Below are 26979 nucleotides of genomic sequence, written 5' to 3' on the forward strand. Positions count from 1 at the left end.
GGTCAGTTATGATAGTGAATAACCTAAAATTCACCTCATACTCCCCTGCTTCGTTGATGTCATGAAATCGGTGTAGTTTTGTTATCGCTAGAAGATGAATTTCCGAGCTAACAGCATAGTCCACTTATGAGTGTTGCACCCTTAGTTATAGGGCCACCAAAACTACCACTAAGCTCTTGGCCTCAAAGGGTTCATCAATCAACTGAAGGAGATCTAATCAATACGAATGTAAGAGTATTTGCTTTATTGTGTAGAAGTTGCTTTATGACAAACTAAGAATTAATGCATCGCCTATAAAGGCTATAATATGAACGACGCTTTCGTATTAACATTTCGTTAAAACAAATATTTCTTGTTTAAATTGAGTAGCCTCTATCATTGTCTAATGTACAACTAGTTTCTATTAGCACTTTGTTTTGTTGAAGAGCCGGGTTAGTTTCTTAAAAGACTAACCTTTGCTAAATGTTTAAGTCGTCACCTCTGGTAACTGCGGTTAGTGGAAACTTGATTGTAAAAGCTGTTTCACCGTTTGAAGATACCACATCTATCCTACCTCCGTGTGCTTCAACTATTGACTTAACAATCGCTAAACCTAATCCAGCCCCTTCGCTCTGACGCTGACGTGAGGGATCTACTCTGTAGAATCTGTCGAATATTCTAAGCTTGTGCTCATCGGGGATCCCGGGTCCTGAATTCCTCACGCTGATTGTGGGCTCTCCCTTGTTCGAAATGCTGAGATATACGATTACACGTGCACCTACTGGAGAATGACGCAGCGCGTTGGATAATAGATTCGACAGCGCGCGTTGAAACATAACCCGATCAACCTTTAACAAGGGCATCTGACCATCAAGTTTTAATTGGATTTGTTTCTCTTCTGCTAGTGCCTCAAAAAAATCAAATAAGTCACATACTTCCTGGTTTATGTCTAATGGCTCTCTCACTGGTTTAAGCAGCCCGTGTTCACTTTTAGCAAGCCAAAGGGTATCGTTAACCATTTTAGATAGGCGATACAGTTCTTCTAAGTTCGAATAGTGCAACTCACGATATTCAACCATACTTCTGGACTTGCCCAGGATGACCTGGGTCTGGGTGATAATATTGGTCAGAGGGGTACGTAATTCGTGGGCGATATCTGCTGAGAAATGAGATAATCTTTCAAAGCTCTCCTCTAAGCGACCAATCATGTCGTTGAAAGATGTGACTAGCCCAAGCAACTCTCTAGGTACATCGTCGGGCTTAAGCCTTACATGTAAGCGGTCAGCTTGTATCTCACGCATAGTTGCACTCAACCCTCTAAGAGGCGCATGTCCCTGATGCACACCAAACCAAGCTGCCAACAATGTGACCGTTCCTGCCAGAATCATTATCAGCCATAAGCTGCGATGAAAACTCTTGAGAAACTGTATATGTGCGTCCATGTCTATTGCTGTAACTATCGTGTATTTGAAAGAGCCAATCTGCGTTTGAGTAATTACTCCGCGGTAGGTTTTCCCTTCTGCTTGCCACTGATAAAGATTCCCGGCTTTAATGCGGGACACGGGATTGTACGTATAAAGAGGACTTTCATAATCGTTTGTTGATGGTCCATAGAGCAGTTGTTTATCATCGTTCCATACTTGAAAATAGACACCGTGATGACCTGAGACCGCCTTCGATAACGTTTCCTCGATGTCTAGAGTTATATCATCCGCTTGGCGCAACGTACGATCCACAGCATTTGTCATAACCCTTAGCTCTTCGGCATCTTGTTCAGCGAAATGATGTTTGACCGCATTGTTTACCAAGTAACCTATGCCCAAAAGACTAACGCCAATGGATAGAGCCACAAAGGTCATAACCCTTGTTGTAAGCGATATTTGGCGTTTCACGAAGCTATTCTTCATACTCGTCATCAAGGTCCAGCTTGTACCCCATTCCTCTAACTGTGTGAATTAATTTGGTCTCAAAATCATCATCAATTTTTGCTCGAAGACGACGGATAGCCACATCGATTACATTGGTGTCTGAGTCAAAGTTCATATCCCAAACTTGTGAAGCGATTAGCGTACGGGGTAAAACCTCGCCCTGACGGCGAACTAATAGCTCAAGTAGACAAAACTCTTTGTGACTAAGGTTGATTTTACGACCTGCACGCATCGCTCTATGACGTGGTAAATCAAGAATAAGGTCTGCAATACGAATTTGGTCAGTCATAAGTTGGGTAGTACTACGACGCAATAAAGTTCGAACACGGGCTAAGAGCTCGGCAAATGCAAAAGGTTTAACCATGTAATCATCGGCTCCCAACTCAAGACCTTTGACCCGGTCATCAACACTGTCTCGGGCGGTAAGAAAGAGAACTGGTGTTTGACATCCGGCTTCACGAATTGATTGAACGATTCGCCAGCCATCCACATCTGGCAGCATGACATCTAGCACCATTAGATCAAAAGTTTCGGTAATCGCAAGGTGATGTCCATCCAAACCATTTCTAGTCAACGTGACCATAAAGCCAGCCTCTGTCAGTCCCTGCTTTAAATAATCGCCAGTCTTGACTTCATCTTCTACCAATAAAAGCCGCATCGTTGCATTCTCCAGTCAACATATAAAAAACATTTTCATTAGTATATATCGACTTATTACTCACAAAGATGACTCAAAGATTACAATATTGTCATCTTGAAGTCATGCTACTGACAGAACATATAGATTAATCTTTTTTGAAATAGCTTTTGAGCTAGATCAAAGTTTAACCAATTCAAACAGGATATACAGTTCGATGAAAAGAAGTACCGATTTATCACTGCCAAATGTAAGCCGCCGCCAATTTGTCCAAGGCTTGGCTTTTGGAGGTGTAATAGCCGCCATCCCCCCTTGGCTACAGGCTGGGACTTCAACCATCAAAGGTCTAGATTCATCACCTGTGCTTTCTGGTAAACACATCGACCTTGTAGTAGACCAAACACCCGTAAATTTTACGGGTGTTACACGAATAGCGACAACCATTAATGGCTCAATACCAGCACCAACATTACGGCTTCGTGAAGGTGATGAAGTAACTATTAGCGTAACCAATCGTCTGCCCGTGCCCACATCAATCCATTGGCACGGTATATTACTACCATTTCAGATGGACGGTGTACCAGGTATTAGTTTCAAAGGCATTGCACCAGGGGAAACCTTCATTTACCGATTCAAGCTGCGTCAAAGCGGCACTTATTGGTATCACAGCCATTCAGGTTTCCAAGAAATGACTGGAATGTACGGTGCCCTTATTATCGAACCCAGATTGGGAGAAAGACACAGCGCTGATCAGGATCATGTGGTCCAGCTTTCGGATTGGACAGACGAAGACCCGATGCATGTATTTAGCAAGCTAAAGGTGCAAAGTGATATCTACAACTTTAGCCAGCCTACATTTTTTGATTTTGCACGTGATGTATCCAAAATGGGAATGCAGGGTGCATTGGAAAAACGTCAAATGTGGAACAGTATGCGTATGAACCCCACAGATCTTGCAGATCTTTCAGCAGCTACAATGACATATTTGATGAATGGAACAAACCCAGCCGGCAATTGGACTGGCTTATTCCGTAAAGGAGAGCGCATACGACTTCGCTTTATCAATGCCGCCAGCAATAGCTTCTATGACGTTCGTATTCCAGGCTTGAAATTGACAGTTATACAGGCCGATGGTCAGGATGTGGAGCCTGTAACAGTTGATGAGTTCCGCTTCGGTCCTGGTGAAACTTACGATGTGTTAGTGCAACCACAGGATGACGCTTATACCATCTTTGCACAAAGTATGGATCGCAGTGGCTATGCTAGGGGCACACTGGCGACCCGCCAAGGCTTGTCTGCACCTACACCAAAACTTGATCCCGTCGAGTGGCTAACCATGGCCGATATGATGGGCAGAATGAATCATGAAGGAATGAACCACAAAGGGATGGATAAAAGCGCGACGGAAAGTATGAAACATCCCGGAATGCATAGCGGAATGACTAATAGTCAGCACAGTAACCATAAAATGCAGGGTAAAAAACACGCTGCACAGAATCCGCTTTCCAAACCCTCACCCAATGTGCGCCACGCAAGTAGCGAATATGGGCCTTCTGTAGACATGCGTGTCGATATGCCGAGCACCAGACTGGATGATCCTGGCATAGGCCTGCGTAATTTAAGTCAGAGGGGCTTACGCCCGCAAGGACACCGTGTGCTCACTCTGGCGGATTTAAAATCCATTGATGGCGTGATGGATGACCTTCGTCCACCTTTAAAAGAGTTAGAGCTCCACCTCACAGGAAATATGGAACGATACAGCTGGTCATTCGACGGTTTAGAGTTTGGCAAAAGCACTCCCGTATCCCTGCGACATAACGAACGAGTCAGAATCATATTGCAAAACGATACGATGATGACTCACCCAATGCATCTGCACGGCATGTGGAGTGAAATTGAAACTGACCAAGGAGAGCTTCGAGTACGTCGACATACTATTCCAGTGCAACCAGCTCAACGTATTAGTTACCTGACTACACCACATGACTTAGGTCGTTGGGCCTGGCATTGCCACCTACTATTCCATATGGATGCAGGGATGTTCCGAGAAGTGGTGGTGTCATGAGGCTCAAAGCAATTAAAAAGTTAATGATACTCTCGCTTAAGACAGTGCTACTGTCATCAATTACCATGCAGTTTAACTATGCATTGGCACAGGCAGACGGCATGGGCCAAATGCAAGCACAAGGCGGTAGCGCGCCAGCTGACGCAAGAGATCCTCATGCATACTCTGACGGCTACACCCTCACCGAAGGCCCCTACTCACAGCCCGGACCGCGGCAACTAATACTAGCAGATGAATATACTTTTTGGGCGGTGCTTGTCGACCGCTTGGAATACCAGAATGACAGTGAAGCAACTGTTTATGATTTTCAAGCTTGGTACGGCACAACTTACGATAGGTTAGTCATCAAGACCGAAGGCGATATAGCTGAAGGTAGACAAGAGGAAAGCTCTACCGATCTACTCTGGGGCCATGCGCTGAACGCTTATTTTGATACCCAACTCGGTGTTCGGATTGATCAATATTACGAAGGTAAAGATCGTCAGTGGCTTGCATTAGGCGTGCAGGGACTAGCACCTTACTGGTTTGAGTTAGATGTCACCGCTTATGTCGGTGACAACGGACGGACTGCGCTTGCTGCCGAAGCCGAATACGAGTTACTACTGACCCAAAGATTGATTCTACAACCCCGTGCTGAGTTGAATCTTTACGGGAAAGACGATCCGGAAAATAGCCTTGGCTCAGGCCTGTCAGATTTATCATTGGGCCTTCGTCTACGTTATGAGTTCAATCGTCAGTTCGCCCCTTACATTGGTATGGAATGGACAAGGGCCTTTGGCGATACGGCGGACTATTGGCTTGCAGCAGGCAAGGAACGGACGGAAACACAAATTGTCGCTGGATTTAGATTTTGGTTTTAATCATTGTCACTTAGTGACATACATAAATATTTTTTTAAGAGGAAACGACTATGAAAATTATAAACTTATCACTTGCTGTGCTACTTATATCTTTGAATATTGTCTTTTCAGCCCAAGCTCACGATCCAAAAGAATATATGAGAGAGGCTAAAAAACCCGACTGTACTGCGATGAAAAATATGGATCATAGCAAGATGGATGTCAAAGGTCCTGTCATGCAAGCCATGATGAAACAGTGTATGAATGAGGTGCATCAAAATGATGGAAGCCACAAGGGAAAAAGTCATGGTACTGATGATGAAAAAAAACAACAACATAGTACGGATGCAGACGACCAGCACATGACTATGGAAAGCAAAGAATCAAAGACCGTACATGCCCTAATGTCTGGTCTCAAAACAGAACCCGCAAAGGTGGTAAAGGAATTCCACGATGCTATTCGCAACGGAGATGGCCGATTAGCTCGCAGCTTACTCACAGATCAAGTTACTATTTTTGAAGCTGGGCGCGTAGAACGTAGTGCTGATGAATATGCAAAACATCACATGCTATCGGACATTAAGTTTTTAAAGAAAATGAACATCGAGCTCTTGGAACATCAAGTGCAAGTAATAGGAAATGCAGCTATTTCAATTTCTCGTAGTCGTATAATAGGTAAATATGATGGTAAAGATAAAAATAATGAAGGAATGGAAACCATGGTTTTAGAAAAACAAGGCAGTGATTGGAAAATTAAACATATCCATTGGTCCCGTTAAACAGAGGAATCGCCCATGCCACCACTTTTGCTTTTCTTCAAGAGCCTTCTGATTGCGGCTGTAGTTGGCCTGCTAGCTTTTGGCCTATTTGTTTATTCCGGTTTATATCCAGTTGGGGCGGACGTACCGCATACCAAAGCAACGTACTGGCTGCTAGAAACTGCACGTGAGCGTTCCATTGCTCGAGCCGCCAGTGATATTAATATTCCAGATAATATAAATAATCCTAGCCGTTTGTTGACAGGTGGTGCAGATTATAATGATATGTGTGCAGGTTGCCATCTAAAACCAGGCAAAAAAGAAAGTGACTTAACAATCGGTCTTTACCCCTCTCCTCCTGATCTAACAGAAATTACAGATATTTTTGAACAGCAGAAACTCAACAAAGCATACGTATCGGAGAATATGACAGAAGAAGCAATTCAACGCCAATTTTGGATAATAAAGCATGGCATCAAAGGTTCGGGGATGCCTGCTTGGGGCCCGACTCACAGTGACGAACGCATCTGGAATATGGTCGCTTTTTTGCAGCAGTTACCTTCTTTATCTGAGGAAGAATATCAGATATTGACGGCCCGGGGCGACGCGACTGAAATGCATGACCACTAGATAGCGTTTTAAAAACGCACTTTTATTAACCACTAAACCAACAGCTACTGCTAGTTTTTAATAGGATCATAAAAATGTCTCAATCTCCATACCTTGGCACGTTTGCTTTCATCAGCTCGCTACTGTTTTCTTGAATAGTATTCGCCCATTCTGCCCATGACCCAATAAAGGACATTAAGAAATATGACCGACTCGTGACAGAAAGACAAACCCAGTTCCAAACAACCAACAACGCCGAAGAAAGCCCTCAAAACCTTCAGGAACAAATCGAAACGATGCAAAAAAATTGCTTACCATGAAGAACTTAATGGGCAGTGACTACCCGCACCTCAAGGATAAAATGAGCAAGTATAAATATGATTACATGGGCAGCATTGACGAATCGATTGTCCAGCTTAAAAACGATGCTTAAGCAAGCCAATACATTACTGATCGATGACTTGTAAGAGAACAAATTAAAATACCGACTTTGGTACAAAAAAATTGTGAAAATGCGGATAAAAGCAAACCATTCAAAAACATTCGTGATACTTGGTTCCATACAAACCATGCTGCTTTGGGCAATTTGTTATCCACTAATTTCCCTCAGCCTACCCTATGCCCCGATTATGCTAACGGCTTTCCTCAGAGCAGTGATTGCAGGTAGCCTGTTGATTTTTATTGCCATTCTTCTGAAACGGCCCGTACCTAAAACATTGGACACCTACGCTTATCTTCTAACTATTGGAATTACCGCAACTAGTATCGGATTCTGGGGGATGTTTTATGCGGGCAGCCTAATCACGCCGGGACTGGCAACCGTGCTCGCCAACACACAACCACTGATTGCCGGCCTTCTGGGCTGGTATATTCTGAACGAACGCTTAGGGAAGCGGGCACTGCTGGGTACTCTACTCGGTTTTTCAGGAATTGTGGTCATCAGTGCAGAAAGTCTTTTCGCCACAGATGTTCAGTCATTGAGCGGTATGGCCTATGTTGTTATTGCCGCTGCAGGTTTAGCAATCAGCAATATCTTGCTGAAGAAGTCTGCTAATCATATCGATGTGCTATATGCCATGGGGTTCCAGCTCTTACTGGGGGCTATCCCCCTGTCACTACTGGCTCTTTTTAACACCACCCCGCAGCCTCTGACCTGGAGCTGGGATTATGTGTGGATCTTACTGACACTGGCGTTGCCCGGCACTGCCCTGCCAGTTATTCTGTGGTTTTGGCTGATGAATAAGTCACCACTTTATAAACTCAATGTCTACAGTTTTCTAACGCCTGTATTCGGACTGTATTTAGGTTATACCTATTTTTCTGAATCACTTTCATTAACACAATGGCTGGGTGTTTTCCTGGTCATAGCTGCCATCCCGCTGGTGAACTCGTCAACCAAGAGAAATGTATAAAGAATAAGGCATGTGCTGTTTAAGGACATCTTAATTTCATAAAAAGATTTATTTAAAGTCGAATGGTGTCACACTGCCCAATAGACACTTTTTATGCTAGTACTTTGAGCAGAATCCCACCGAGGGAAAACGCTAACAACAACTCCTCCACCGGTATTGCATCCCGCTGATATTGGCATGATTCCAGTACAGTCTGACAAATTCCGGATGTGACGCCGCCATAGCGCTGAAGAACAGAAAATAAAATCCGGTTAAATTCAAGGCACGCCTGATGACATTGACTAACAGGTCCGGACGGCACAGTACCGTGGCGAGGTCACCATCCAGCAGACTCCACGATGCGATATAAATTGAATTCCACAAAGTCTGCCATTCCAGACTGATAAACAGACATACGGGGGAACTCAACAGAAGTTTGTGGTAGCGATGACGCCGGTTGTGCTTCTCACATTCCGCAACGGGAATGAATTTGTAGGTTCGAAACATCCCGTAGAGACTGCTGACCAGCCCCCAACGGCGAAGGAAAAGATAATGCTTTCCAGATAGAAGCCGCTTGTTGCACCCAAATCAAACATGGTGAGAGGAAACCAATATTCGGGATAGAAAAGCAGTTCAGACAGTCCTAACGGGGGTAGTACCGAGACTCATCGCCAGCATCTTTATTCGTTGTGACGTTTGTACCACAAATACCACTAGCAAAATGACTAGCAGAATCAAGCTCCAGAATAGGTAGGTATATTGCATTTCCACTATCGATCACCCTCTGAGTCAACGAGCATGGACAGTAGAGGTATCACAGTGGACGCGATAATAGCCGTCACTAGTGTCATCAACACCAACGCGATCATGGCATGATGTGACAAATGCCCCTGTTGAAGCCCTACACTGGCAACAACGAGAGCAACCTCTGCCCGGGGTAACAACGCAACCCCAAGCAGCCAGCGTTCGCGCATCGTCATAACGCCAGCTATCCCCCAGGGCGCAAGCAATTTTCCAATTACTGCGGCAACAATAACCAACAGTGCATAACTGATCAATCCTCCATCTTTCAGGGGGATTGCTGTTATTTGCAGGCCAATCGCCAAAAAAAACAACGGAGAAAAAAAACGGCTGATCCCAGAAAAAAATCCGCTGTCGCTGGCACTATTATTATTTCGTCTAACCAACTGATCCTTGAAGCCGGAGGCAACGGCACCGGCAACGAATCCCCCAACCACCGGAGAGAGCCCAAACCGCGCCGTCACCCAGGAAGATAGCAGTGCCAACGCAACAGCCGTTGCCCGACGAAAAGCGACAAACCGAACTACAGTCAAACGAGCGATCAACGCATTCAACAGACAAAGCAGCGCGCTTAACCCCGACAAAACGAGGAAACTCAATAACAGCGAGAATAGAATGACAGCCATACCACCGTCACTAACCAGACCCGCATGGGTAGCCGACAATAAATACAACACCAGAATGTCATCAACGATAGCTGCCGCCAACAAAATTTGGCCTACCTTGCTTTCGAGTACCGATGCATGACTCAACAGTGCGACACTGAGACCGATACTGGTAGCAGAAAGCGCGATACCTACATATAAAGCTTCGTCAATATCTTTCGACAAAAAATACGCAGCGGCGAAACCTGCCAGAAGACTTGTGACAATTCCGGACAAGCCCACCCATATTCCCGGCTTGATAGCAGCGATAAAGTGTGACCATTGAATGTTATAACCAGCAGAGAACAGCATAAGTATCACCGCGAGTTCAGACAGAGTATGTTCAAGCTCACCAATCTGAATGACATCGATAGCGGATGGCCCCAGCAAAACACCGACAGAAATAACCACAGCCGCTTGCGGCAGTTTAAAACGTTCAAATACACTACCGCAGGACACCATAAGAAGTGACGTAGTTAAAAAAATGGTCAGGTTAAAGATCAAATCTCGATTCCTTGCAGATTTATTGAATCACTGCCAGAACACCAAAAGGCAACTGATGACGGCCACAAAATAGGTTCTCGGACCAGATGTCCACGCCCATTTATAGAAAACGTCGTAGTGAAATGGGGTATTTTTTGTATCAAATTCACCCTATTCACAGCCAGCGTTTTATTATCATGGCTACCCGACCTTGCCATCGCGGTAAACCGCCGCGCCGCTCCCATACCTGTGATAAAATACGCTCCGCCAACGTCAAATCCTGCATAAATTGCTGCTTCAGTTCACCTGCTAGTTTCTGGTCAACAGTTGCCAAATTCAGTTCGTAATTAATAAATAAACTGCGATAGTCCAGATTGGATGTTCCTACTATAGAACAGTTGTCATCGATCACAACGGTCTTTGCGTGCAGCACACGCGGAAGGTACTCATATATTTTAACTCCAGATTCGAGTAGATGGGTATAAATATGACGAGCGGCCCAGCGGGCGATACGTACATCGGTTTGGCGAGGGACCAATAACCTGACATCCACACCCCGCTCTGCCGCCTTGCATAATTGCCTGAGCGTATGATTGTCGGGAACAAAATACGGTGTCGTCAAGAAAATATACTTTTTCGCATTGCTAAAGGCTTCCCCATACACGCAACTCAAACGGTGACGACAGGTCAGTGTTTGATTGTGTAGAAGTTTGCTACCCTCTGCCTTTTGCATAGGCTGCGTACGCAGCTTCCCGCGCCAAAATGCATCAAACAATTGCGCGGCCACAGCGACTAGAGTGCCATCAAAACTCACATGCGTATCGCGCCAGCGATCATCCCCATAGTATTTGCGGGAATTTTCTTTATGAATATTGAAGCCACCGAGATAGGCAATGCGATTATCAACTATCAGCAGCTTACGATGATTACGGCGGTTGTAGCGCCAGGGTCTGCGCCAGCTCCAGCGGTGAAACCAACGTAATTGAATACCATGAATGCGCATGTGGTTTTGCATCCCGCGAGAGAACCAGAATAGAGAACCCGCGGCATCGATATGAACTTTCACTTTAACGCCAGCCATCGCCCGTTCAATCAATGCTCGACAAAACTGTTGTCCCAAGCTATCGTCGGCAAAAATATAGCTTTCCAACAGTATGCTGTTTTCCGCCTTCGCAATAGAATCCAACATCGATGCATAGAGTGCGTCTCCCTCGTTAAAGACACAAAAGGACTCGCTCCCGATACTCAGGCTTTCTAGACATCCACAAACGGAAGGATTCGTGTCTATGATGCTATGCATTTCAATATACTCCTCCGTAAAACAGAACTAACGCTGATCATCAATGAGCTGTTCCAACTTAGCTTGCACAAGTGACAAAAATAAACTGATGCAATTCCAAATCCCGATTTTTAATACCAGTACTTTGGCAACATATTTATTCCCCCTTTCCAAGTTGTTGTAAAGTAAATGAAAATGATTTGCGTAAATATGATTACAGGACCAATGTCGATGAAAGATCCATGACCAATCCATATAATGAGATGAACAACTACTTTAACATATTGCAAAAAGTTTTAACTTACCTGGTAGGCTCAGTTATTATTGATGCTGTGTTTCTATTTCCTGCCACTTACGCTATTGTTAGAAAAGCTTTGCTCCTCTCTTTAGCTTTTGGAGAATATAAACACTCAACGACCATATCTGCATCAATCTATATTAGATTGTAAAGCATCGGCGCCAATTTCCAGGATACTGTTATCGAGGTACTGATGAGGTGGAATAATCAAATTAGTCGGTGCGGGCACGCCTTTGAATACCCTTCCAGCCAAATCAAATTTCGAACCGTGGCAGGGACAAAAAAACAAGGCATGCTCTACACCTTTCATTCCTTCAGGCTCATAGTTCGGCACACACCCCAGGTGTGTACAAACCCCCACCGCCACAAATATGTCATCTCTGATACTGCGGTAAGATTTTTTGGCGTACTCCGGCTGTTGATTAACTTCCGAGTCCGGATCTAGCAATTTGTCACGATGATCGGGCTTATCAAGACTCTGAAGGTTTTGAGGTGTGCGCCTCAGCACCCATACCGGCTTGCCCTGCCATTCAGCAGTAATCATGGTGCCCGACTCGATCTTGCTGACATCCACTCTTACCGGGGCACCCACCGCCCGCGCCTTAGTGCTTGGATTCCACGATTGCACGAACGGGGTGGCGACACCCACGAGGCCGGCACCGGCCACAAAAGAGGTAGCGCCTATCAAAAACCTGCGCCGGTTTTCGTTGGGTTCATTTATATCATTCATATACTTTTTCCCAAGTTAACAACGTGATTTTTTACTTTGAACAGCAGACATCAATGCTGATGCTGGTGCTTACCGTCTTCGTCTAGTAGTCGTTGCCGTCTATTCGAATGCAAGAACCAACCCTCGCCCGCTGCGATGAGTAACATCGTGATAAGGGCAACACCGATAACCCACGGGTCAGCGTTCAGTTTCACCCAAACAAAACCGATCAGTGCCAGCAAATCGAAAATAATGGCTACAATCGGTACCCAACGCATTGCTTTAATTTCATCCGCCAAATATCGAATCACGCCCCAGTGAATGGCGATGTCCATGACCAGATAAAAGACAATACCCAGGGCGGCTATCCGCGACAGGTCAAAAAAGGCCGTAAGAAAAATACCGAGTACCACGGTATAGACAAGTGTATGTTTTTGGATACTTCCCGGCATGCCGATATGTCTGTGGGGAACCAGTTTCATTTCGGTCAACATAGCCAGCATCCGGGACACCGCAAAAATACTAGCAAGAATGCCGCCCGCAGTTGCCGTCATGGCAATTGCGACTGTAAACCATACTCCGTATTCTCCAAGCGCTGGTCGCGCAGCCGCTGCCAGGGAATAATCGCGAGTATCTATGATTTCACTCAGGGATAGGTTACTGGCCACTGAAAAGCCAACCAGGGTGTAGATGACAACACACGCAACAATAGAAATAACGATAGCTCTTCCAACATTTCGCTTAGGATCGATTACCTCGGATCCACTGTTGGTAATGGTGGTAAAACCTTTAAAAGCCAGAATTCCGAGAGCGGTAGCGCCGAGAAAGTTTCCGGAGGTTTCAACGTTACCCGTGTGACCGAAATCTAGCGCTAGGCTATCGGCCACCCACACACCGATAATGCCGAAAATCAAAATGCCGCCAATCTTTAACACCCCGATAAACCCAGCTACCTTTTGAATAAAGCGGTTACTCAACAAATTGACGATAAACGAAAAAATAATCAGTCCCACACCCAGCATCGCCACCATTCGCCCGGATTCATCACCGCCGAATAATTGCATGGTATAGGAGCCAAAAGTGCGTGCCAGGAAGCTCTGTGCAATCACCATGGAGAAGTACATCAACAATGCATTGAATGCCGTCGGTAAGCTGTCGCCATAAGCCTTGTGTAAATACATTCCTATCCCTCCGGCAGAAGGGTAGGCATTTGAAATTTTGACGTAAGAGTAGGCACTGAAAGAAACGACCACCGCTGCTGCCAGAAATGCCAGCGGGAACAGTACGCCCGCCATTTCCGCCATTTGCCCGGTCAGTGCAAAAATGCCTGCGCCTATCATGACTCCTGTCCCCAGCATCACGGTACCGGAGAGCGTTAGGCTACCCTTATCATAGTAAGTCGTGCGATCTGTGTCTCGTTTCATTCAATCTTCTCCCGAACTTATTCTTTGTAGAATTTCAGCAACGATGAATTTGTCACTACACTGATTCGCTTCCAGCAAGCCCTGCGTATCCAATGTGCCACCGCGATTGCGATACCCAAATGCCAGGCAGCGGTCATGGCCCAAATCCAGCGGGCGACAAATGCCCAGCAATATTTCCGGCCGCAAGTGAGAGACAAAAACACGCAAACGAACCGCATTGTCAAACAGCCGCGACTGTTCGGCTGGTGTGCTGACAAAAGCCTGTTCGTGTTCATCGCGTGGAAGACGAAAACGACCGGGTTCAAGCAGATATGTGATACGGCTGCCAATACCGTTATCACGCAATGCCTGACGGACTTCCTGGCACACCCGTAACTGGTAGGCTCCAGCGGCCACCAGTTCCACATCGACGGTGTCATCCGCTTCCACTATCAGCGCACCCTGTTCGACCAATTCTTGTGCTTGCTCAGCGCTGAAAGTGGTCGTTATCTCCTGTTTGGGAATGGTCATGGCCCAAATCTGTCCGTGACTCTGGTAGCAGGCATCGAGACAGGCCACCGCACTGTTGGCATCGGCGGGATAGACCACCCGCGCCATATCGCTCATCTCCCCCATCAGCACTTCGCCAAAGGCGGAATCCTGGTGCGATTGCTCATTTTTTCCGTTTTCCCACAAATGCGAAGTTGCAATAACGGGCAACGATAGCCAGCGTGGTGTTCGATCCAGTTCTTTCTGGTGCCTCGCAAAAATAATTTCCTGGCGCAATGCGCCGACCATTTTCATGGCAAAAGCTTCGTAGCTGACCACCAGATTCATGCCAGCTTTATTAGCCAGTGCCGCGCTGACTACCGCCTCCTCATTAAGGGCTGTAATAACGGAACCGTGTATCGATTCGGCAACGCCATCTTCCGGCTTCAGCACCCGGTGCTTGAGTAGATCCAGCGCCTTTCCCATACGGTTACTGCGCAGCTCATCAGGATTGCCGATACGCACGCGTACATCAGGATTGGCAAGGTGCCATAGACACAGCCGTTCATCGACTGCGGACATAGGCGATAACTTTTCGCCTTTTTCGTACTGTGAAGCTTCAGTAGGCGTTTTCAGCACAACGTCACGCCGACAGAGTGCATGGTGCTTTTCTGGTACCCGATTGTCTGACTCGTGCTGGGAGATCCGCGCGATGGAGTCGTCTAGCTCAGTTTTCGACACAAACAATTGCTCCGCGTGATCGTTAAATAATTGGCGGGAGGTTTCGTCATCTCTTGGATTTCTGGGCAAGGGTGTGCCGTGCGCGGCATTGGTACCCGCGCCATAAAACCCGTAGCCTTTTTCCGTTTCGGCGATCAGGTACGGCAGCTTCACCGGATAACACATTTTGCCTGCATGGATATGCGCGCTACAGGCTTGCAGCCGCGATTCCGCTTCAAAAATCCCCCAGATAAACTCGGCGGGATCACGACCGTCGATGGCGATGGGGTGAAAGTCATTCTGCTCAAGGTGCGCGTAAAACCAGGACAGGCCGCCCTGCTGATACATGGTGGAACGCTGGTCGATACGCCGACCGTTGGCGATCATTACAGGCGTCACAAGCCCGCAATCATCAGCCCGCCACCAGCGGCTGGCCCAGTCGCTGCCACGCTGTTCCTCAAAGGCGCCATCGCTTAAAAACGCCACCAGCCGCTCTCCAGGCAGGGGCATATGTACATATTGCAATTCGGCAAAGCCCAGATAGCCACCCTCGATCAGGCCGCCGGCGGTATGGGGGTTCACATGGCTCCCCAGCGGTACACCAGGGCGACCGTCGTCAGCAATGGCGTAACTGTAAAAATCTCGGGCCAACTGCGACAACCCTACGTCACTCAGGGGATAACGCTCCGCCTGTTCCGGATAGAGGTTTTGCAGCAACACGTTGACCGCATCGATCGCCGCCACACAGTGGCCCTGCCCCATCGACCAACTACGGGTGATTCCAGCCAGGCGGTTGGCGACCATATAGGCCACATAGGCGGGGACCATGTTCAGCGAGCCACCGGTGTGCCCCTGAGGATTGGATTTAAAATCCTCAGCATCGAGTGCGATACCGGAAAAATCCACTTTCGTGCTGTAAGTCATGTGCACTACCAGCCACATGGCCGCGCTAGTTAAACGATCGGCGGCACTCAATATTTCCAATACCTCGTCAATGCCTTTGAAACGCCCCTCACAGACCAGTTGCTGGCACAAGTCAAACACCCGTACCTGGGTCTCGTCGCGGTGTTGAATCACCCCATAACCCTCTGCCCAATGAGCGAATGCCGGGTAGGTCTCACGATACATCCTAGCTCGTTGTTCTATACGGTGATCATTTTGTTGATCAATGACATACATGGTGAACCCTTAGCCAGCCGCCGGCTGGACTGTAAAATCATTTGGGAATTGTTCTTGTACTGAGTGCAGCATTGCACCCGCCTCATCTGCGGCGACAACCCAACACTGCACTTGCGATGTCGATGAGGAGAGCGATAACGGCAGGTTGCTCTCGACGGGTTCGGTGTGTATTTCAATGCCCAGATGCGACAGCCCCGACAACAGCTGCTGGCAGAGGGCCGGATTGTGTTCTGCGATACCGCCGCTGAGAACAATGCCGTCCAGTCCACCTAAAACAGCAAAGTATGAGCCCAATGTTTTCTGAAAGCGGTAGCGGAATAGAGCAAACGCCAGACGGCACTGCGGGTGGTCACTGACAAAAAGTTCGGCCATATTGTCAACGCCGCCGGACACCCCCCGCCAACCGGCTTCGTGATTGAGCTGATAATCGATTTCATCGGAGGACCAACCTTCCTGCTGCTGTAACCAGATCAACAAACCAGGGTCTATATCGCCGCTTCGTGTACGCATTAGCAAACCTTCATTGGGCGTAAAACCCATAGAGGTATCCACTGGTTTTCCATCGCGAATAGCCGCCATGGAACAACCGCTACCGAGCTGCGCGGTAACAACGGCGAAGTCTTGCCGGTGAGGATTCTTTTGCAGCCACTGCCTCACCATATCCTGGTGCGCAAACCCATGAAAACCATAACGGCGTATACGGTGCTTTTCGATTAATGCCCTTGGCAGGCCATAGGCCTGAGCCACAACTGGCAGGTCGGCGAAAAAATCTGTGTCAAATACGGCAAATATCCTGATTGTGTCATCCAGTCGATGCCAACCTTCGATAAGATTGATCGCTTTTTTATTGTGCAACGGCGCTAGCGAGACCATGGACCTCAATTGATTCAAGCTGCCGCCACTCACCTCTATCGGACTTGAAAAAACCGATCCACCATGGACCACTCGCACGATTAATGCGCTAAGGGCATGGTCGGCAGTGACTGTGCGCAGCTGTTCAATCGCATTCTTGCATTTCTCCACATTGATATGCCCCTCGGCAATGATGCTTGGTATTCCCGACCTAGGCTCTGGCGATGCACGGAACACCGTCCACTTAATGTTGGAACTACCGGGATTAAGTACTAGTATATCAGGCATAGCGGATGCTGAAACCAACAGGGTATTGACAGAATAATTATGACTCAATTCAGCAACCGATTATAAATAGCGGCAATCAACCACCCGGTAAAACCAGTCACCACAGCCCAGGCTACCAACCCCCAAAGCGCGCCAACCAAGGTTAAATGCCACCCCATATCCTGTAACTGCATATGTACCATGTCACCAGAAATGGACAACATCATTGAGGGAATCAACGCTACCAGGATACTGCAGATCACCCAAAGCACGCTGGCACTGACCGAACAGGCCAGGCCAAACTTCATCGCATGTAATTTCATATCATAATCTCCTCTTTCGTATTGAATTTGGTATCTATAAATCGCCAAGTCGATTGGACGATTGCGCTAAGCGCATCACCTCGTGTTCTTCCAGCGAACACAAGGACTCCAACAATTCCCTAGTCGACGAAATAGCCGCCCGTGAGGCGAGATAGCGATACAACTCGATGACCTGCTGGTGCTGATCGACGATCACATCCATAATTTGCGCGGTATCCAGTTCAACAAAGGGCGCATCGCAGTGAACATGCCGGGTAATCGGATTGTGGTGAACGTATTGATAGCACCAGGTGTTAAGGGCGTGCTCATCTCCGTTTTTTTCAAAACCACTGACCACATCGGTAAGCGTTTTTTCGTGTTCGGAAAGATAAGCCAGTATCATACGAGCCCGCTCGTCAGTGTTATTATCCGCGCAGTGGGACAAGCACTGGCTCAGCTGTTGGTGAAAATCTTTGGTCCAGTGCAATACATCTCTAATGGTTTCGATTTGCATCATTTTTTCCTCTAATTAATCAGCTCCGTATTTCGAAAAACATCTCGATTACAGAGATAAAATATCACGATAACCGGCCACATCAACCTTAAACTGGGTATGCTCTTGCAAATGCACTCGCAGCCCTTCAAGCGCTTCGGGATCACCGTGAATCAGTTTGATCGGCGTTGTCTTGGTCAATTTTGATTGGTGCAGCCACTTAGTGAGCTCAAGATAGTCCGCATGCCCCGAGAGCCCGGAAATCTCGTCAACCTCCGCCCTTAGTGGAATCCAGTTACCGTGGATTTTCACCGCATCGACACCTTCAAGCATCTTGGCACCGCGCGTACCACCGGCCTGATAACCGGTAAACAGAACCATGGTCCTGCTATCACTCAACAGCCGTTTAAAGTGGTGAAGAATCCGCCCACCGGTAGCCATGCCGCTGCCAGCAATAATGATGTGCGGAAACGCTTGACCCGCCAGTGCTTTCGATTCGTCCACTGTACGGGTATAGGTAACCAAGTCGCACATATGGTGACATTGCTCATGGCTTAAATGATGCTGATCGCTGAAGTGGCAAAAAATATCCGATACCTTGATGGCCATGGGACTGTCGAGATAGATGGGTAATTTGGGTATGGCACCCTGCTCCATCAAATTTGCCAGCAGATGCTGTAAAGCCTGCGCCCTACCCACGGCAAAAGCCGGCACCAGCAATACACTACCGGACTTAGCCACGCGGTTAACCACCGAGGCTAACTGCTGCGCAGCGTCCTGGGGATTGTGTTGTCGATTACCGTAGGTGGATTCCATCAGCAGCAAATCGAGTTCAGGCAGTGGGCGCGGCGGACGCATCAATAAATCATCGAAGCGGCCTACATCGCCGGAAAATCCAATGCGCTTGCCTTCTGCCTCGACGATAATGCTGGCAGCACCCAGAATATGTCCCGCAGGTTGCAGGTGAAAGCGGATATCGCCGACTTCAACCTGTTCATCAAAGTCAACTGATTGAAACAACGCCATACTCGATTCGGCGGTGTGACGGTCGTAGAGTGGTTCGGGCTGTTCGCGTTTGCTGAGCTTATGTTTGCTGTAGTATTTCGCGTCTTCTTCCTGAATATGACCGCTGTCGGCCAGAAGAATTTGGCACAAGGCCTTGGTGGCATGATGGGTAAACACCGGGCCGCGAAAACCGTGCTTATATAAGACGGGTATGTAACCGGAATGGTCCAGATGCGCATGGGTCAGCAAAACCGCATCCAGTTTGTCGATATCCAGGGGCAGCGATTGCCAATTGCGCTCCCGTAACCATTTATAGCCTTGATAAAGACCACAATCTATCAACACTTTGGTACGCTCGGTCTCCAGTAGAAACTTCGAGCCGGTAACGGTTTCAGTGCCGCCTAGAAAGGTAATTCTCATGATATTGCTCCTGTTGAATCCAACCTTGTTGATTGCAGCATGGAGATAACGGGAGTAATTAGCTGCGGCGTGATATCAATGGCATTGGATGAATGGGGAATGGTATTGGAGGTTGCTAATTGGCTGAGGCCGGCATGGATCAGAGCATGATCCGAGCCGTCGGCGAAAATACCGTGTACGGCGACACATTGGATGTGTTCAATGCCTTTGGATTTAAGGGCTTTGATGCACTCAAGAATGGTCTGCCCGCTGGATATGACATCATCAATAATGACGGCAGTTCTACCCATATATTCATCAATATTGGGAAGCGATACTTCAACATGACGATCACCGAAGCGTTGCTTTTCTCCGATTACAAAAGGGTGTTGGCTATAATCGGCTATATCGGATACCCACTGTTCACTCTCGCTATCTGGCCCCACCAGCAGCAGGTCGTTTTGTGTCTTCAGCCATTGCGCCAATGCCGGGGCACCTTGCACGACACGGCTGGGTACGGAATAAATCTCGTTCAGCGAGTGATAGCGATGCAGGTGAGGATCGACCGTCACCAACCAGTCAATATGCTGAGACAGGCATTTGGCAAAAATTCGGGAAGTAACGGCCTCTCCATCAACAAAACGGCGATCCTGACGCATATAGCTGAGGTAGGGTGCTACCAGGCCTACTTGCGAGGCGCCAAGTTCTCGCAGCGTTTCGACCAAAAACAGTAACGGCAGATACTTTGTATTGGGGTTTGACAAATCTGCCACAACAATACAGGCACGGCCTGCCACATCAGCGGTGATACGCAAATAGGATTCGCCATCGGGGAATTGGCGTGCACTAAATTCTCCCCGCTGCACACCCATCGCCTTTGCCAACGAATCTGCCAAAGGGTGTTCCTGCAGGCAAAACACCAAGGGCGGCTTCCTTGATAGAGATTGCAGTTTACTCATGAGACTACTCCAATAGTAAAAATGTTCGCTTGCCGGTAATAGGCCAGTGCGTATTGCAGTTCGCCTTCTGTATCACTGAGCAGTGTGAACAATGGTTCACCTCGCTCTACCTTATCACCGACACGCTTATGCAAGCGCAAACCCGCTGCCGCGACATTGGGCGCTCCCGCCAATTTCGCCAATCGCGCCAGTTGGCGATTATCAATGGCCTGCAAGGTGCCGGTTGATGTGGCGGTTTCCGTATGTTGAAAATCTGCAGAAGGCAAAGACTTGATCCCGCCCTGGGCTGTTAATATCCGCTGAAATTGTGTCCACGCCGCACCGCTGTCGAGAATATCTTTCGCTCTCTCCAGCCCTTGTTCATAACGCTCCTGAAAAGCAAGCGAGAACAGATGGGCAGCCAAAAACAGAGCCCGTTCACGCAGATCTTCAGGTGCATCGTTACCTCCCTGTAACACGGCCAATACATCACGGGCTTCCTCAACAGGGCCAACGCCGCGCCCGACCGGTTGACTACCATCGGTGATCAGGCAGCGAATCTGAATACCACAGGCGGCACCAACTTGTGTGAACAGTGAAGTCAACCGCTCGGCTTCTTTTTGCGAGCGAACTTTAGCTGTAGGTCCGACGGGAATATCGATTACCGCATGCGTGGAACCGGCAGCAATCTTTTTCGACAGTACCGAGGCGATCAACTGTCCTTCACCGTCCAGATCTAGGGCACGCTCGATCCTAATTAATAGATCATCCGCGGGGCTTAGATTCACGGCCCCACCCCAGGCGAGACAACCGTGAGTTTCTGCAACAACTCGCTGAATATCCGCAAGGCTGAGATTGACGGTCGTCAGCGCCTCCATAGTGTCGGCAGTACCCGCCGGTGACGTGATGGCGCGAGACGATGTTTTCGGGATGGTTAATCCTGCAGTGCTGACGATGGCTACCACCAGCGGTGTGGTGCGATTGCCCGGCAGGCCACCAATACAATGCTTATCCAGCACCATGGGGGAATCAGGCCAGCTGAGACGCTTACCGCAAGCCACCATGGCCTGTGTCAAGGCAATGATTTCATCAACATCCAGACGACTTCCTGCACATACACTGAGAAAACTGGCAATTTCAATATCGGAATAACGGTGGTCACTGATGTCCTGTACGATCTCGGTGACTTCCTCGTCGTTGAGCTTATGACCAAATATTTTTTTGCGAACAGCTGCCAGCGATGTCACCACTGGTGCATGACTGACGCTAATCGATGCCCCTTCGGCAACTCCCAACCGTTGCATGGCGATTTTGGATAAGCCAGCGTTGCCTGGCTCAAAAACCTTCTCATCCACCACGTTGATCGTTGCGACTATTTGGTTTTCGCCATAATCCACTGCAACGCGACTGTTCGCCGTAAAGCCCTCGGAGCGGCAGATATGGCAATCACTACGCATATACACCACCGGTTCATGGTAGGTATCAATGCCTATATCAATTACCTTTAGAGTGTTTAATGCTTCCATAGGATTTCCCGTAAGATTGACTTTACCGTTTGCGTGTATTTCCTTGAGAGGATTTGTGGCAGCTCCATGGCTCATGCCCCGCGTTTTCCTGCACGTTTTCATCAACAAACTTGTAATAGCTTTCTTTTAAGTGAGTCCACCAATCGTGGCCAACCTCAATGCCAAATTTCATCAGTACATCTTCAATGTCATCTAGGCAAATGCGTGATGCATCATAAGCAAGATTCAAAACCTGCGTTTTTTCGTCGAATGAAACAGCATCCAGTCCATACAACTTATCGATTTCACTTATAGCCTCGTTGATATTTGCATCATTTTTCAGGTCGATCTTCAAATGGCGTACGACTAGGTTGACTTCGGATACTCCCAAACGGTGCTCAGTTTTTTTCACGTTAATTCTCCTTTATTTGTTAGGGTAATCATTTCATCGATATCATGGTGAGAGGCGTCATAGGCTATTTTGAGATTCTGTTTTGTCTTACTAGGTTATACTGAATCAATACAAGCAAGTTCTTCGAGATCAATGACAATCAGTTATACATTATGTTTATTTAACCCGGAAAGACTCAGTATGTACCTGGTAACGAACCCAGGATTTATGCCAGGTTGATGCTCGCTCATTGGCCTACTCCTTATTTGACAACATCGATAATCTATTTTTTGTGTTTATGCACGGGCGCTTTTTTCGCTTCTGATTCGTGAACCATTATCTGCCCCATCATCATTTGCATCATGGCCATACGCTCTTCCATCATATCCATGCGCTTCATCATCTCCGTGGTCATGTGCTTTTTCCGCAAAGACCGGCGAAGAGATTGCAGCGACAAGAACGGCGATGGAAAGCAGTGTTTTATGGTGTTTTTCATCGCGCTTTTCATAAGGAATTCCTCAATAGGTTGATGCTGTATTTTCGGTAGCAAATTTTGGAATCCACGCAGGTGTGGATTTCATATAGTGTCGATACTCATCGCCAAACTCTTCAAGAGACATTTTCTCTTCCCGTTTCGCCAGACGCACATAGACAATCACAAGAATGGGAAACATCACCAGCGTAGGCAAAGTTGGCCACTGCAGGAGAAAGCCAAACATAATCATAATGAACGCAATGTATTGTGGGTGACGGCAGCGGGCGTACCAACCGGTTGTCGCCAATGAGCGGGTTTGTTGCGCTTTATGCAACACGTTCCACGCCGACGCGAGCAGGAAGAAGCCGAGCACGATTAGAATATTACTGGCGATATGCAGCGGATCCCAATGTGCATTACCTTCTAAGCCCAACAATGTGTGAAGTAAATGGCCATTTTCATGGGAGAGAAAGTCCACCCCAGGGTACTTTTCTGCCAGCCATCCGGACAGAAAATATATCGTCAGCGGAAATCCATACATCTCGGTAAAGAGCGCAATAATGAAGGCAGAGAAAGCCCCAAAACTGCGCCAGTCGGTTTTGGTTTGTGGCTTGGCAAAACTGAACGCAAAGAAAATAAATACTGCAGAATTCAGTATCACCAGTGTCCAGAGACCATAAGCTGAATCACCGTGCATTATCGTTCTCCTGTTTTCAATCAGTTTAATGGTGATGCCGATGTTCGCTATCCCGGCGCCCATCTTCTAATCCGCGCTGGTAAGCATCCTGATCTGACTCACCTTCATGCTGATGGCTCGCACTATGACCACCGTGCCCTCGGTTGACTCCATGTCCTCTGTGCATAAAAAAATGCATAAAAGGACATGCCAGCAAAATCAGAAACGGTAAAAACTGCCAGACATGCTGGCGGTGTTCGATCAGCAGAAAATACGTGGCAGCACCAATTAGGCCCAATGCTGCCAGTCCTTTCGGTGCTAACCAGAATGATGTTTTTTGCGTTGCCATATCACACCTCACGGATGAAATTGAAAATCGCTGTCTGTCGCACTGCACTTATCATGAATCCAGAACAAGTCATTCACCGGAAGAATGCAAACCAACCCTTCGCTATCAGCGCTCACGTGTGCCGCCTCCACAACCACTTGCGCGATGTCATTAGCCTGCTCTGACCTGGCGTAAATATCCATTTGAATGTGCTTAACCAAATGATTCTTGTTAAAGCTGTCGAAGTATCGGCCACGACCACGCACCGGGTGCAGGGTAAAGTCTCTAACGCCGTGTTTGATCAGCGCATCTTCTACGTCTTTCAATCGAAATTCGTCAAAAATGGCGGTCACTTTTTGGATCTTCATATTGCCTCCGAAGGTTGTCTTGTTGTGGCCCTATTCCCTAATTCACTGTGATCTGACCGCGATACATCTGCATCTGGCAATGAAAGACATACTCGCCCGACTTCAATGCTGGCAACTGGATGGATTTCAGTTTGTTGAGCGGTAAAGTGTCGCTGATTTGCAGTTCGGGAATCAGCAATGTTTCGGAGCAGGGTGATTCATCTTTACGTATGAATTTAAGTTCAACCGACTCCCCTGCTGGTACTTTGATTCGCGAAGGTGAGTAGGTGCCATTTTCTACGGTAATCACCAAATCACTTTCACCCAGTTCAGTCTCTTTGGGTTTGTAAAGCCAAAACCACCACACAAAAAGTGCGATTAAAACAATGCCTGCAATATTAATTATTAACATATCTACTCTCCCAAACGGGTTGCTGTTGGAATTGCCATTAGTGTTCCTGCGCCTTGAAAAAGCGTAGTCGATTGGCATTGGTCACGACCGTAAGCGACGAGAATGCCATTGCGGCACCGGCAATCACTGGATTCATAAGCATACCTAGCAAGGGATAAAGAACTCCCGCGGCCACGGGAATACCCGCCACGTTATAAATAAACGCTCCGAACAGATTCTGTTTGATGTTACGCAGTGTTGCCTTGCTCACGGCAATGGCATCAGCGAGTCCATGCAGTGACCCGCGCATCAGGGTAATATCAGCGCTCTCAATGGCGACATCGGTGCCTGTACCGATGGCAAAACCCACATTGGCAATTGCCAGCGCCGGTGCATCGTTAATACCGTCGCCTGTCATGCCGACCACTTCGCCCTCCATTTGCAGCTCCTGAACTTTTTTTGATTTTTCTTCCGGTAATACCTCGGCGAAAAACTCCTTAATGCCCGCCTTTTCCGCAACAGCTTTTGCAGTGGCGCGGTTATCGCCGGTCAACATAACGACGCGGATGCCGTTGTGTTGCAACCGCTTGATTGCGGCAATGGAGTCTTCCTTAATGGGGTCAGCCACCGCGATAATCGCAGAAAGTTGGTTATTCACGGCAAAATACATCGGTGTTTTCGCCTCGGACGCCAGGTTTTGCGCCTTTTCAACAAAACCGCTGAGTCCAATATTACGTTCCCGCATCAGTTTTTCATTGCCGAACAACAAGTTTTTGCCATCCACTTCCGCCATCACTCCGTGTCCGGCGATGGCATTGAAATTAGAGACCTTCCCTGTTTCGATACCTTTTTCCTGGGCAGACTCGACAATTGCCAGCGCCAGCGGATGTTCGGAGCCAGATTCCAGCGTTGCCGCCAATTTCAGTATGGTCTCTTCATCCTGCTCTCCGGCGACTACAATGTCGGTAACCTTAGGGGCACCCAAGGTGATAGTGCCGGTCTTATCCAGAATCATTGCCGATATCTTTGATGCGGTTTGCAGGGCTTCGCCGTTACGAATCAGCACACCCGCCTCGGCGGCTTTGCCCACCCCCACCATGACCGACATGGGTGTCGCCAAACCCAAAGCACATGGGCAGGCGATAATTAGTACCGTGGTGGCCGACACGATGGCATACGCCACGGCGAGATCGGGGCCAAAGTTGAGCCAAACCAAGGCACTGGTAACAGCTATAATCATCACCACAGGAACAAAATATGCGGAAATTACATCAGCCAAACGGCCGATAGGTGGTTTGGAGTTCTGCGCGCGTTTGACCATATTGATGATTTGCGCCAAAGCGGTGTCTTTACCGACACGGGTGGCCTTGAACAGAATGGAGCCGGTTTTATTAATGGTGCCTGCCGCAACACTATCGCCAACAGCTTTTTCTACGGGCATGGGCTCACCGGTTAACATAGACTCGTCAATGGCGGTATGACCTTCAATTACATCACCATCGACAGGGATTTTTTCACCGGGACGCACACGTACCATGTCGTCCATCAGTACCTGTTCAATGGCGATATCCAGTTCCTTATCATCGCGAATCACTCTAGCTGTTTTCGGCTGTAGACCAATCAGTCTCTTAATGGCCTCCGATGTCCGACCGCGAGCTTTTAATTCCAATGCCAAACCCAAATCGATCAGGCCGATAATGATCGCCGTGGCCTCAAAGTAAACATGGCGAGCTTGCTCAGGAACCGATTCAGGGAAAAACACCACTACCATGGAATACAACCATGCTGTACCAGTACCCAGCGCAATCAGGGTATCCATATTGGCGGAGTGATTCAGGAAGGATTTCCAGGCCCCGACAAAAAAATGTTTTCCCGAGAAGTACAAAACGCCAAAGGTCAGTATGCCCACGATCAGCCAGGCAACCCGTTCGGTCGTGGTATTGACATTGACCTCGCCTGTAATCAGCGCATAGGCCATCAAAGGTCCCCCCAGGGAAAGAGCGATCCAGGTTTCTTTCATCAGGCGCTTGTAATAAGCCTGATCCGCCTTTTCTTTTTCCGCCAGCGCATCATCCTCGCTTTCTGCGGCCGCAAGCTTGGCGTTGTAACCCGCTTTTTCCACCGCCTTTACCAGATCAGCGGCTTCGGCATTGCCCTTCACACTGACGGTACGCTGGGCAAAATTCATCTCTGCATTTTCAACCCCGGGCACTGCCTTTAAAGCCGACTCGATTTTCGCCACGCAACTGGCACAGCCTGCCCCCTCAATGATGAGTTCATGTAGACCAGCGTTACCAACTTGATCGTGATGATGTGCATGATGATCATGAGGCGGAGTTGCTGCCCCACCTTCATGGCAAGAGGCGCTGCCGGTTTCCGTATTCAGTGAACTCATACTA

25 protein-coding genes are annotated in these 26979 nt (G+C 47.9%); 5 read left to right on the top strand and 20 right to left on the bottom strand.

The window, feature by feature from the left end; genetic code table 11:
- Nucleotides 1–458: 458 nt before the first annotated feature.
- Both B158_RS0108305 and B158_RS0108310 read right to left on the bottom strand, forming a co-directional pair.
- Nucleotides 459–1886 carry a heavy metal sensor histidine kinase gene (locus B158_RS0108305; protein WP_018624907.1) on the bottom strand — a complete coding sequence of 476 codons (1428 nt, stop codon included), beginning with the start codon at nt 1884–1886 and terminating at the stop codon, nt 459–461.
- Nucleotides 1876–2565 (bottom strand): heavy metal response regulator transcription factor, encoded by a 690-nt coding sequence (locus tag B158_RS0108310; RefSeq protein ID WP_018624908.1) that lies wholly within the window; start codon nt 2563–2565, stop codon nt 1876–1878. Before B158_RS0108310 ends, B158_RS0108305 begins: the two co-directional genes overlap by 11 nt.
- A gap of 196 nt (nt 2566–2761) precedes the next feature.
- On the opposite strand from B158_RS0108310, the gene B158_RS0108315 reads away from it, so the two are divergent.
- From B158_RS0108315 to B158_RS0108340, 5 genes are all read left to right on the top strand, one after another.
- Complete coding sequence (locus tag B158_RS0108315; RefSeq protein WP_018624909.1) at nt 2762–4609, top strand: copper resistance system multicopper oxidase; 1848 nt, start codon at nt 2762–2764, stop codon at nt 4607–4609.
- A complete protein-coding gene (locus tag B158_RS0108320; protein ID WP_018624910.1) occupies nt 4606–5469 on the top strand; it encodes a copper resistance protein B in 864 nt (287 codons plus the stop codon). Before B158_RS0108315 ends, B158_RS0108320 begins: the two co-directional genes overlap by 4 nt.
- 50 nt (nt 5470–5519) lie before the next feature.
- Nucleotides 5520–6227, top strand: a complete 708-nt coding sequence (locus B158_RS13565) for a YybH family protein (RefSeq protein WP_018624911.1) — start codon at nt 5520–5522, stop codon at nt 6225–6227.
- A 15-nt stretch (nt 6228–6242) separates the two neighbouring features.
- Nucleotides 6243–6836, top strand: coding sequence for a c-type cytochrome (locus B158_RS0108330; RefSeq protein WP_018624912.1), 594 nt, complete (start codon nt 6243–6245; stop codon nt 6834–6836).
- Between the two features lie 491 nt (nt 6837–7327).
- Entirely contained in the window at nt 7328–8227 is a 900-nt protein-coding gene (locus tag B158_RS0108340; protein ID WP_026309321.1) for a DMT family transporter, read from the top strand.
- A 749-nt stretch (nt 8228–8976) separates the two neighbouring features.
- On the opposite strand, the gene B158_RS0108345 is transcribed toward B158_RS0108340, so the two are convergent.
- From B158_RS0108345 to B158_RS0108435, 18 genes are all read right to left on the bottom strand, one after another.
- The gene (locus B158_RS0108345; RefSeq protein ID WP_018624915.1) at nt 8977–10155 is read right to left on the bottom strand and encodes a cation:proton antiporter; all 1179 of its coding nucleotides are present in this window, start codon (nt 10153–10155) and stop codon (nt 8977–8979) included.
- A gap of 154 nt (nt 10156–10309) precedes the next feature.
- The gene (locus B158_RS13000; RefSeq protein WP_156823059.1) at nt 10310–11434 is read right to left on the bottom strand and encodes a phospholipase D-like domain-containing protein; all 1125 of its coding nucleotides are present in this window, start codon (nt 11432–11434) and stop codon (nt 10310–10312) included.
- A gap of 407 nt (nt 11435–11841) precedes the next feature.
- A complete protein-coding gene (gene petA, locus B158_RS0108360) occupies nt 11842–12441 on the bottom strand; it encodes a ubiquinol-cytochrome c reductase iron-sulfur subunit (RefSeq protein WP_018624917.1) in 600 nt (199 codons plus the stop codon).
- Between the two features lie 50 nt (nt 12442–12491).
- Nucleotides 12492–13844, bottom strand: a complete 1353-nt coding sequence (locus B158_RS0108365; RefSeq protein ID WP_018624918.1) for an APC family permease — start codon at nt 13842–13844, stop codon at nt 12492–12494.
- Entirely contained in the window at nt 13845–16211 is a 2367-nt protein-coding gene (locus B158_RS0108370; protein WP_018624919.1) for a phosphoketolase family protein, read from the bottom strand.
- A 9-nt stretch (nt 16212–16220) separates the two neighbouring features.
- Complete coding sequence (locus B158_RS13005; RefSeq protein WP_083911926.1) at nt 16221–17351, bottom strand: hypothetical protein; 1131 nt, start codon at nt 17349–17351, stop codon at nt 16221–16223.
- 44 nt (nt 17352–17395) lie between these two features.
- A complete protein-coding gene (locus B158_RS0108380) occupies nt 17396–17653 on the bottom strand; it encodes a DUF5676 family membrane protein (RefSeq protein WP_018624921.1) in 258 nt (85 codons plus the stop codon).
- A 34-nt stretch (nt 17654–17687) separates the two neighbouring features.
- Complete coding sequence (locus tag B158_RS0108385) at nt 17688–18146, bottom strand: hypothetical protein (protein WP_018624922.1); 459 nt, start codon at nt 18144–18146, stop codon at nt 17688–17690.
- Nucleotides 18147–18194: 48 nt separating this feature from the next.
- Complete coding sequence (locus B158_RS0108390; RefSeq protein ID WP_018624923.1) at nt 18195–19550, bottom strand: MBL fold metallo-hydrolase; 1356 nt, start codon at nt 19548–19550, stop codon at nt 18195–18197.
- A complete protein-coding gene (locus tag B158_RS0108395; protein WP_018624924.1) occupies nt 19547–20488 on the bottom strand; it encodes a ribose-phosphate diphosphokinase in 942 nt (313 codons plus the stop codon). Before B158_RS0108395 ends, B158_RS0108390 begins: the two co-directional genes overlap by 4 nt.
- Entirely contained in the window at nt 20485–21993 is a 1509-nt protein-coding gene (locus B158_RS0108400; RefSeq protein WP_018624925.1) for a thymidine phosphorylase family protein, read from the bottom strand. The genes B158_RS0108395 and B158_RS0108400 overlap by 4 nt, the downstream gene beginning before the upstream one ends.
- Nucleotides 21994–22015: 22 nt before the next feature.
- On the bottom strand, nt 22016–22384 hold the full coding sequence (locus tag B158_RS0108405) for a hypothetical protein (RefSeq protein ID WP_018624926.1): 369 nt from the start codon (nt 22382–22384) through the stop codon (nt 22016–22018).
- A gap of 262 nt (nt 22385–22646) precedes the next feature.
- On the bottom strand, nt 22647–22871 hold the full coding sequence (locus B158_RS13465; RefSeq protein WP_018624927.1) for a hypothetical protein: 225 nt from the start codon (nt 22869–22871) through the stop codon (nt 22647–22649).
- A gap of 10 nt (nt 22872–22881) precedes the next feature.
- Nucleotides 22882–23535 carry a methyltransferase family protein gene (locus B158_RS0108415; protein ID WP_018624928.1) on the bottom strand — a complete coding sequence of 218 codons (654 nt, stop codon included), beginning with the start codon at nt 23533–23535 and terminating at the stop codon, nt 22882–22884.
- Between the two features lie 25 nt (nt 23536–23560).
- On the bottom strand, nt 23561–23863 hold the full coding sequence (locus tag B158_RS0108420) for a DUF2933 domain-containing protein (RefSeq protein WP_018624929.1): 303 nt from the start codon (nt 23861–23863) through the stop codon (nt 23561–23563).
- An 8-nt stretch (nt 23864–23871) separates the two neighbouring features.
- A complete protein-coding gene (locus B158_RS0108425) occupies nt 23872–24210 on the bottom strand; it encodes a P-II family nitrogen regulator (protein WP_018624930.1) in 339 nt (112 codons plus the stop codon).
- Between the two features lie 37 nt (nt 24211–24247).
- Entirely contained in the window at nt 24248–24601 is a 354-nt protein-coding gene (locus tag B158_RS0108430; protein WP_018624931.1) for a cupredoxin domain-containing protein, read from the bottom strand.
- A gap of 37 nt (nt 24602–24638) precedes the next feature.
- Nucleotides 24639–26975 carry a heavy metal translocating P-type ATPase gene (locus B158_RS0108435; protein ID WP_018624932.1) on the bottom strand — a complete coding sequence of 779 codons (2337 nt, stop codon included), beginning with the start codon at nt 26973–26975 and terminating at the stop codon, nt 24639–24641.
- Between the last annotated feature and the right edge of the window lie 4 nt (nt 26976–26979).

The organism is Kangiella aquimarina DSM 16071 (genome assembly GCF_000374105.1).
Lineage (GTDB): Bacteria > Pseudomonadota > Gammaproteobacteria > Enterobacterales > Kangiellaceae > Kangiella > Kangiella aquimarina.

Bases quoted from the DNA above. Each gene is read 5' to 3' on its own strand.
- B158_RS13000 (WP_156823059.1), bottom strand. From the start codon at position 11,434: ATGCATAGCATCATAGACACGAATCCTTCCGTTTGTGGATGTCTAGAA.
- B158_RS13465 (WP_018624927.1), bottom strand. From the start codon at position 22,871: ATGAAAAGCGCGATGAAAAACACCATAAAACACTGCTTTCCATCGCCG.
- B158_RS0108415 (WP_018624928.1), bottom strand. From the start codon at position 23,535: ATGCACGGTGATTCAGCTTATGGTCTCTGGACACTGGTGATACTGAAT.
- B158_RS0108365 (WP_018624918.1), bottom strand. From the start codon at position 13,844: ATGAAACGAGACACAGATCGCACGACTTACTATGATAAGGGTAGCCTA.
- B158_RS0108380 (WP_018624921.1), bottom strand. From the start codon at position 17,653: ATGAAATTACATGCGATGAAGTTTGGCCTGGCCTGTTCGGTCAGTGCC.
- petA (WP_018624917.1), bottom strand. From the start codon at position 12,441: ATGAATGATATAAATGAACCCAACGAAAACCGGCGCAGGTTTTTGATA.
- B158_RS0108340 (WP_026309321.1), top strand. From the start codon at position 7,328: ATGCGGATAAAAGCAAACCATTCAAAAACATTCGTGATACTTGGTTCC.
- B158_RS0108425 (WP_018624930.1), bottom strand. From the start codon at position 24,210: ATGAAGATCCAAAAAGTGACCGCCATTTTTGACGAATTTCGATTGAAA.
- B158_RS0108395 (WP_018624924.1), bottom strand. From the start codon at position 20,488: ATGAGTAAACTGCAATCTCTATCAAGGAAGCCGCCCTTGGTGTTTTGC.
- B158_RS0108435 (WP_018624932.1), bottom strand. From the start codon at position 26,975: ATGAGTTCACTGAATACGGAAACCGGCAGCGCCTCTTGCCATGAAGGT.
- B158_RS0108390 (WP_018624923.1), bottom strand. From the start codon at position 19,550: ATGAGAATTACCTTTCTAGGCGGCACTGAAACCGTTACCGGCTCGAAG.
- B158_RS0108320 (WP_018624910.1), top strand. From the start codon at position 4,606: ATGAGGCTCAAAGCAATTAAAAAGTTAATGATACTCTCGCTTAAGACA.
- B158_RS0108330 (WP_018624912.1), top strand. From the start codon at position 6,243: ATGCCACCACTTTTGCTTTTCTTCAAGAGCCTTCTGATTGCGGCTGTA.
- B158_RS0108430 (WP_018624931.1), bottom strand. From the start codon at position 24,601: ATGTTAATAATTAATATTGCAGGCATTGTTTTAATCGCACTTTTTGTG.
- B158_RS0108385 (WP_018624922.1), bottom strand. From the start codon at position 18,146: ATGCAAATCGAAACCATTAGAGATGTATTGCACTGGACCAAAGATTTT.
- B158_RS0108370 (WP_018624919.1), bottom strand. From the start codon at position 16,211: ATGTATGTCATTGATCAACAAAATGATCACCGTATAGAACAACGAGCT.
- B158_RS0108315 (WP_018624909.1), top strand. From the start codon at position 2,762: ATGAAAAGAAGTACCGATTTATCACTGCCAAATGTAAGCCGCCGCCAA.
- B158_RS13005 (WP_083911926.1), bottom strand. From the start codon at position 17,351: ATGCCTGATATACTAGTACTTAATCCCGGTAGTTCCAACATTAAGTGG.
- B158_RS0108400 (WP_018624925.1), bottom strand. From the start codon at position 21,993: ATGGAAGCATTAAACACTCTAAAGGTAATTGATATAGGCATTGATACC.
- B158_RS0108305 (WP_018624907.1), bottom strand. From the start codon at position 1,886: ATGAAGAATAGCTTCGTGAAACGCCAAATATCGCTTACAACAAGGGTT.
- B158_RS0108420 (WP_018624929.1), bottom strand. From the start codon at position 23,863: ATGGCAACGCAAAAAACATCATTCTGGTTAGCACCGAAAGGACTGGCA.
- B158_RS13565 (WP_018624911.1), top strand. From the start codon at position 5,520: ATGAAAATTATAAACTTATCACTTGCTGTGCTACTTATATCTTTGAAT.
- B158_RS0108310 (WP_018624908.1), bottom strand. From the start codon at position 2,565: ATGCGGCTTTTATTGGTAGAAGATGAAGTCAAGACTGGCGATTATTTA.